Source organism: Bradyrhizobium sp. th-b2 (assembly GCF_000426785.1).
In the GTDB taxonomy this organism is placed as follows: domain Bacteria; phylum Pseudomonadota; class Alphaproteobacteria; order Rhizobiales; family Xanthobacteraceae; genus Bradyrhizobium; species Bradyrhizobium septentrionale.
On record NZ_AUGA01000069.1, the window covers coordinates 22,688 to 28,687 of the forward strand.

Consider the following 6,000-nt stretch of genomic DNA (forward strand, 5'->3'; position numbering starts at 1 on the left):
TATTGGTGGTTCAGGTTCGTTCTTTCGGGACGATTCCTGCAGAAGTTCCTTCGGTCCCAACGGCCCTGAGGCCAGGGCCGCGGCGCAGGTCCCGGCCAATGCGATCCAAAGCGGGTTGAGAGGCGACCGGCCGAACCGACGAAGGTAAACGCCTGACCGTGATGCGGCCGGGACGAAGCCGGCCCGGTATTCCCGTAAGAATACTGTCATCCGACTCGAATATGCGACTTTCGTTGCCAAATCAGCGGTAATCTGCGCCTGCTTGGCAGGTCGGGGCCCGAGGTCACAGTTGCGTCACCCGTAGTTTTACGGAGTCCCGCGTTAACGCGGCCACAAGTTCACCTTTGGTAAACCATACTTATGACGCAGCATGACAATCGGGCCGAGGTGCGCCTTCCGACCTGGGTGGGTGGAACCGCAGCGCTCGAAACGCCGCCGCTCGAGCTTCCGGAGGCCGCCGCCCCGCGGGCGCAGGTGGCCACGGACGCCGGCGCCGCGATCGTCCGTCAGTTCAACGGACCCGTGACGGCGCTGCTGCTCTATATGAATGAGCTCAAGCAGCACAGCCATCAGTTCGCGCACGCCCCCGGCAACGGCGTCTATCTGCGCCAGGTGATCGAGAACGCGCTCGAGCAGACCGAGCGGGTGTCGGCGATGCTGAAGCAGATTTCCGATCTCTATCCGAACGCGATACCGGCCGCCGATCTCAAGCCGCCGGGGGACGACAAGCCGGCGAGTTCAAGGTCGCCCGAAATCATGTTCGCGCCGGAGGCCGGCCGCAAGCCGTTGACCAAGCGCGAGCGTGAGGTGCTCAGCCTGATCAGCGACGGCTACTCCAACAAGCAGGGCGCGCTGCGAATGAACATCAGCCCGCGCACGTTCGAGAGCCATCGCGCCGAGGCCATGCGCAAACTCGGTGCGCGCAACACCGCCGATCTCGTCCGCAAGGCTCTGCTGCACTCCGCCTGAGCGGGGTGGCAGCTCTCAGAAATCGTTTTCCGCGGCAAAGCACAGACGCGGTGCGGGCCGGGCTGCCGGGGCGGCGGCCTTCGGTTCGTCCGGAACGATCGTGACCACCCAGGCTGCCGTCGCGCCGGACCTGCTTTCGACAATCGCGCGCACGCGTCCCGTCACGGTAGCACCGGCGGACCGGACCGTGGCGGGCCGGCCGTTGAACTGGGCCATGCGGAAGCGGCGAGCCTCCTTGCGATCGGTCGTCTGGTACGTGAACATCAGCTCCCCCGTGCGTCCACGCAATTCTGGGGATTCAGCGTTATCCGACGGTGAAAATCGTAAGCCGTAGAAGTACGGCTTGGCGCTCCGGAGCGCTTTCGAGCGAAGTGGGCACCGGTTCGTGTAAAGAAAACGCGTCAAAACAAGAATCTAGAGCCCCGTTCCGATTCCATCGGAACGGAAAAGGCTCTAGTTGCCGGTCTCCTGGCAACTCAGCAGTCGCGCATACTGCGCCTTGACCGTGGCGTAGCATTCGCACGCGGTCTTGATCAGTCCATCCGCATTGGTGATTTCGATGTGACCACGGCTGTAGTGGATGAAGTTCGCCTGTTGCAGGGTGTGCGCAACCAGCGAAACGCTGTTGCGGCGTGCGCCGATCATCTGCGCCATCGCCTCCTGGGTCAGGACGATCTTGTTGCTGCCGGAGAGATCGCGCGTCTGCAGCAGGCATCGTGCCAGCCGCGACTCCACGGTGTGGGCGGCGTTGCAGCCGGCCGTCTGCTGGATCTGGGCATAGACGGCGAGCCCATGCCGGATCAGCATTGCGCGCAGCGTCGGGCTCTGGCCGGCAGCTGCCCGCAACGGCTCGAGCTCGATCGTCGAGGCGACGCCCGGCACCAGCACCATCGCGTTGTTCAACGTCCGTCCTTCGACAAGCGGAGCGAACGCGCCATAGATGCTGTCGCGGCCGACCATCGCGACCTGGACGCGCTCGCCTCTTGCCAGCTTGACCACCAGCGAGATCACGCCCTTGTGCGGCATGTATGTCTGCTTGAGCATCTCGTCGGTCTCGATCAGGACCGAATCGGCGGTGAGGTCGACCGTCCGCAGATGCGGCCGGATCAGCTCAAAATCGCTCTCCGAGAGCGACGACAGGAATCCGTTGGGCGATCGCGGAACCGTATCCAAAGCAACCTCCTGCCTTCTGGCAAGCTTGTCTCTGGGCACCAAGGCTGACGCGTGCAGCTGGACGTTCTTGCAACCTATTCTGGCACGTGTTGGTTCCAATGGGAACACGTCTTGGTTCCAATAGGAATAGACCTATCGCCGCATGATGGGATTTGCGTGCTCAGGCCGGCCGGCGCCAGTCAATCTTCCGGCCCGATCAATTGTTCGGCGTGCGCCTTGACGGTCGCATAACATTCACACGCCGCCTTCCGCAGACCGTCGATATCGGTGATTTCGATATGACCGCGGCTGTAACGGAGGATGCCGGCCTGCTGAAACCCGTGCGCGACGATCGAAACCGCGTTGCGGCGGACGCCGATCATCTGCGCCAGCATCTCCTGGGTCAGCGGCAATGCTTCGCTGCCGCACAGATCGCGCGCGCGCAGCAGCCATCGTGACAGCCGCGCCTCCACCGGATGCGAAACGTTGCAGGCGACGGATTGCTGCGTCTGCGCCATCAGCGCCTGCTCATAGAGCGCGACCAGGGTCCGGAAATCCGCGCTGCGATTTGCTGCCTCGCGGAACTCCTCCGCCCGCAGCATCGAAGCCGTGCCCGGCACCACGACGATCGCGTCGGCAAGCGGCGGCCGCTCATGCAGCGCGGCGGACGCACCCACGATGCCGTCGCGACCAATGGTTGCAATTTCGACCGATTGCCCGTCGGACAGATTGACCACCATCGAGACCACGCCGCCGTGCGGAAAGTAGACCCGCTGCACCGGTGTGCCGGCGTCGGCGAGCACCGTTTCCTTGGTCAGGTCGACGGTTTCCAGAAGCGGATGGAGCTGCGCGTACTCCGTGGGGGGAAGTGCTTGCAACAGACGATTGGGCGGGCGCGATAGCGCGGACATTGGAGCTCCTGCCGAGGGCGGGAGCACTACGGTCTCGCATCACCTACTCTTGGCGTGTGGAATGAACGCGAACATAGCTTGCCTGTCCAATTGCACAAGGGTTGTGGTGCGAACTCTATACCCTCTAGGAGGCAGACGGTCCGCGCCGCATCGGCCTGCGCGGCCATCGGGATCGATTCGAGCGACAAGCATCGCGCGACCAAAGGTTGCGGCTTTGGCGCGCATTTATTGATTTCCATTAACTCTGATCAGTGCAGACCGCGCGTCGACGTCGCCGTGATTCCGGCTGTCAGGTCGGCAGCGCCAGGATGTGGCAAGTCCTGCAAATGCGGGATGAATTCGCCGCCGCGACAACGGCGCGCTGCCGGCCTTGCGCGGCGGCATCCAGCGGCTGCGCCGCGTGGCCCGTAAACCACCGGCGAGGCCATTCTGGGTATTTGTACGGACCGGCCCTTTAACGAACGGGTAGCGCGGACAGACCAGTGTGGCATGGGTCGCCGTGTGAAACTTGCGGCGTCGCGTCAATCGTGTTCATCCAGAAGGGTATCAGTATGTCCGGCATCGTTCTTTCGGCATCGGTCCGTCAAAATCTGCTTTCGCTGCAGTCGACGGCCGACCTGCTCGCCACCACGCAGAACCGCTTGTCCACCGGCAAGAAGGTCAACACCGCTCTCGACAATCCGACCAACTTCTTCACGGCGCAGTCGCTCGACAACCGCGCCAGCGACATCAACAACCTGCTGGACGGCATCGGCAACGGCGTGCAGGTGCTGCAGGCCGCCAACACCGGCATCACCTCGCTGCAGAAGCTCGTCGACAGCGCCAAGTCGGTCGCCAACCAGGCCCTGCAGGCCGCAGTCGGCTATTCCCAGAAATCGCAGGTGACGACCGCTGTGATCACCGGCGCGACCACCGACGATATCCGTGGCACGGCCACCTACAGCAATTCCATCCTCGCTGGTTCGGTCGTCAACAACAATCTCACGGTGCCCGTGCCGGTCACGGCCGCCACCAAGCTCGTCAGTGCGGCCAACTCTGATACCCTGGCGGCGACCCCGACCGGCGTGATCAACGTCAACGGCAAGTCGATCACGTTCTCGACCTCGCAGACCACTTCGACGACCGATTCGGCCGGCAACGTGACCCTCGGCACCGGCGCGGGCAGCACGCTGACGGTCGGCGACCTGCTCACCGCGATCGACGGCATCACCGGCGCGACCACCGCCTCCACCGTGTCGGCTGGCGCGCTCCAGATCAGCACCGGCATCAACCAGGATCTCAACATCTCCGGCTCGGGGCTGGCCGCCTTCGGTCTTACGGCCGGAACCACGGCACGCACCGTGGCAACGCCTTCACCGTTGGATGGTTTGACGCTGACGATCAACCCGACCGGCAACGGCACCGCCACCAACATCACCTTCGGCAGCGGCACGGGCAAGGTGAAGTCCCTCAACGACCTGAACGCCGCACTGTCGGCCAACAACCTGCAGGCGTCGCTCAGCGCGGGCGGTGCGCTCACCATCAGCACCACCAACGATGCTGCGTCCGCGACCATCGGTACGATCGGTGGCACGGCGGCCGGCGCCGGCAAGCTGTTCAACGGCCTGGCGGGCAGCGCCCCGGTGCAGGATCCGAACGGGCTGGCGAACCGCTCCAACCTGGTCAACCAGTACAACAACATCCTGGATCAGATCACCACGACGGCCCAGGACGCGTCGTACAACGGCATCAACCTGCTCAATGGCGATCAGCTCAAGCTGACCTTCAACGAGACGGGCTCCTCGACCTTGAAGATCCAGGGCGTGACCTTCGATGCCTCCGGCCTCAACCTCACCAAGCTCGTGGCCGGCACGGACTTCATCGACAACGCCTCGGCCAACGCCACGCTGAAGACGCTCAACTCGGCGAGCGGCCTGCTGCGCACCCAGGCTTCGACCCTCGGTTCGAACCTGTCGATCGTGCAGATCCGCCAGGACTTCTCGAAGAACCTGATCAACGTGCTGCAGACCGGCTCGTCCAACCTGACGCTGGCCGACACCAACGAGGAAGCGGCCAACAGCCAGGCGCTGTCGACCCGCCAGTCGATCGCGGTGTCCGCGCTGGCTCTGGCCAACCAGTCGCAGCAGAGCGTTCTGCAGCTGCTCCGCTAAGCGTAGCCGCGACAGATATCGAATAGCGAGGCGGCGGAGGAAACTCCGCCGCCTTTGCTTTTGCGTGCCTTGGTCACCCCGCCGGCTTCAACCAATGGGCGATCGCGCCCTGATGCAGGCCGACGTCATGGCCGCGAATGTTTCGCAGGGCTTAACTGTCCTTCGCGCTCATTTGGTTCAAATTGCGATGACCGTTGGAACGGCCTCTTTCCCGTCCGGGTGGTAAGGGCCTGTCCTGGTGAGACTGTCCGTGATGTCGTGATGCTCGTCCGAAGGCTTGAAAGCTTCATCGTCCGTAGTTGCACGGACGGCAAAATTAACGTCGCCGTGAAGCAGGCCAAGTTATCGATGCGAGGCGAGCGTTCTGTAGCACCTTGAGGGGACCGATTCATGGACGATCTGTTGCGCGAGTTCCTGACGGAGAGCAGCGAGAGCCTGGATACGGTCGACAACCAGCTGGTGCAGTTCGAGCAGGACCCGAACAACGCGAAGATCCTGGATAACATTTTCCGCCTGGTGCACACGATCAAGGGCACCTGCGGCTTCCTCGGGCTGCCGCGGCTCGAAGCGTTGGCGCATGCCGGCGAGACCTTGATGGGCAAATTCCGCGACGGCATGCCGGTGAAGGCGGAAGCCGTGACGCTGATCCTGTCCTCGATCGACCGCATCAAGGAGATTTTGGCTGGGCTGGAGGCCACCGAGGCCGAGCCTGAAGGCAACGACCGCGATTTGATCGATCAATTGGAAGCGATGGTCGAGCGCGGCATGGCCGCGATGGTGGCTGCTGAAGAAGACGTGCCGGTTGTTGAGGCCCCGTC

The 6,000-nt window shown here is 63.4% G+C and carries 6 protein-coding genes; 3 read left to right on the forward strand and 3 right to left on the reverse strand.

Going from position 1 to position 6,000, the window contains the following annotated elements; translation table 11 throughout:
- Window positions 1-360: 360 nt before the first annotated feature.
- Window positions 361-969 carry a helix-turn-helix transcriptional regulator gene (locus K359_RS0140535; RefSeq protein ID WP_029084321.1) on the forward strand — a complete coding sequence of 203 codons (609 nt, stop codon included), beginning with the start codon at window positions 361-363 and terminating at the stop codon, window positions 967-969.
- A gap of 15 nt (window positions 970-984) precedes the next feature.
- Here K359_RS0140535 and K359_RS0140540 read toward each other — a convergent pair whose 3' ends face one another.
- The 3 genes from K359_RS0140540 to K359_RS0140550 form a co-directional block, all read right to left on the reverse strand.
- Window positions 985-1,233, reverse strand: coding sequence for a hypothetical protein (locus K359_RS0140540; RefSeq protein WP_029084322.1), 249 nt, complete (start codon window positions 1,231-1,233; stop codon window positions 985-987).
- A gap of 189 nt (window positions 1,234-1,422) precedes the next feature.
- On the reverse strand, window positions 1,423-2,142 hold the full coding sequence (locus K359_RS0140545) for a Crp/Fnr family transcriptional regulator (RefSeq protein ID WP_029084323.1): 720 nt from the start codon (window positions 2,140-2,142) through the stop codon (window positions 1,423-1,425).
- Window positions 2,143-2,321: 179 nt separating this feature from the next.
- Window positions 2,322-3,032: a Crp/Fnr family transcriptional regulator gene (locus K359_RS0140550; protein WP_035977971.1), complete on the reverse strand. Its 711-nt coding sequence runs from the start codon at window positions 3,030-3,032 to the stop codon at window positions 2,322-2,324.
- A 551-nt stretch (window positions 3,033-3,583) separates the two neighbouring features.
- Here K359_RS0140550 and K359_RS0140555 point away from each other — a divergent pair.
- Both K359_RS0140555 and K359_RS0140565 read left to right on the forward strand, forming a co-directional pair.
- The gene (locus K359_RS0140555) at window positions 3,584-5,182 is read left to right on the forward strand and encodes a flagellin (RefSeq protein ID WP_029084325.1); all 1,599 of its coding nucleotides are present in this window, start codon (window positions 3,584-3,586) and stop codon (window positions 5,180-5,182) included.
- Between the two features lie 390 nt (window positions 5,183-5,572).
- A partial coding sequence (locus K359_RS0140565; RefSeq protein WP_029084326.1) for an Hpt domain-containing protein occupies window positions 5,573-6,000 on the forward strand: 428 nt, incomplete at its 3' end.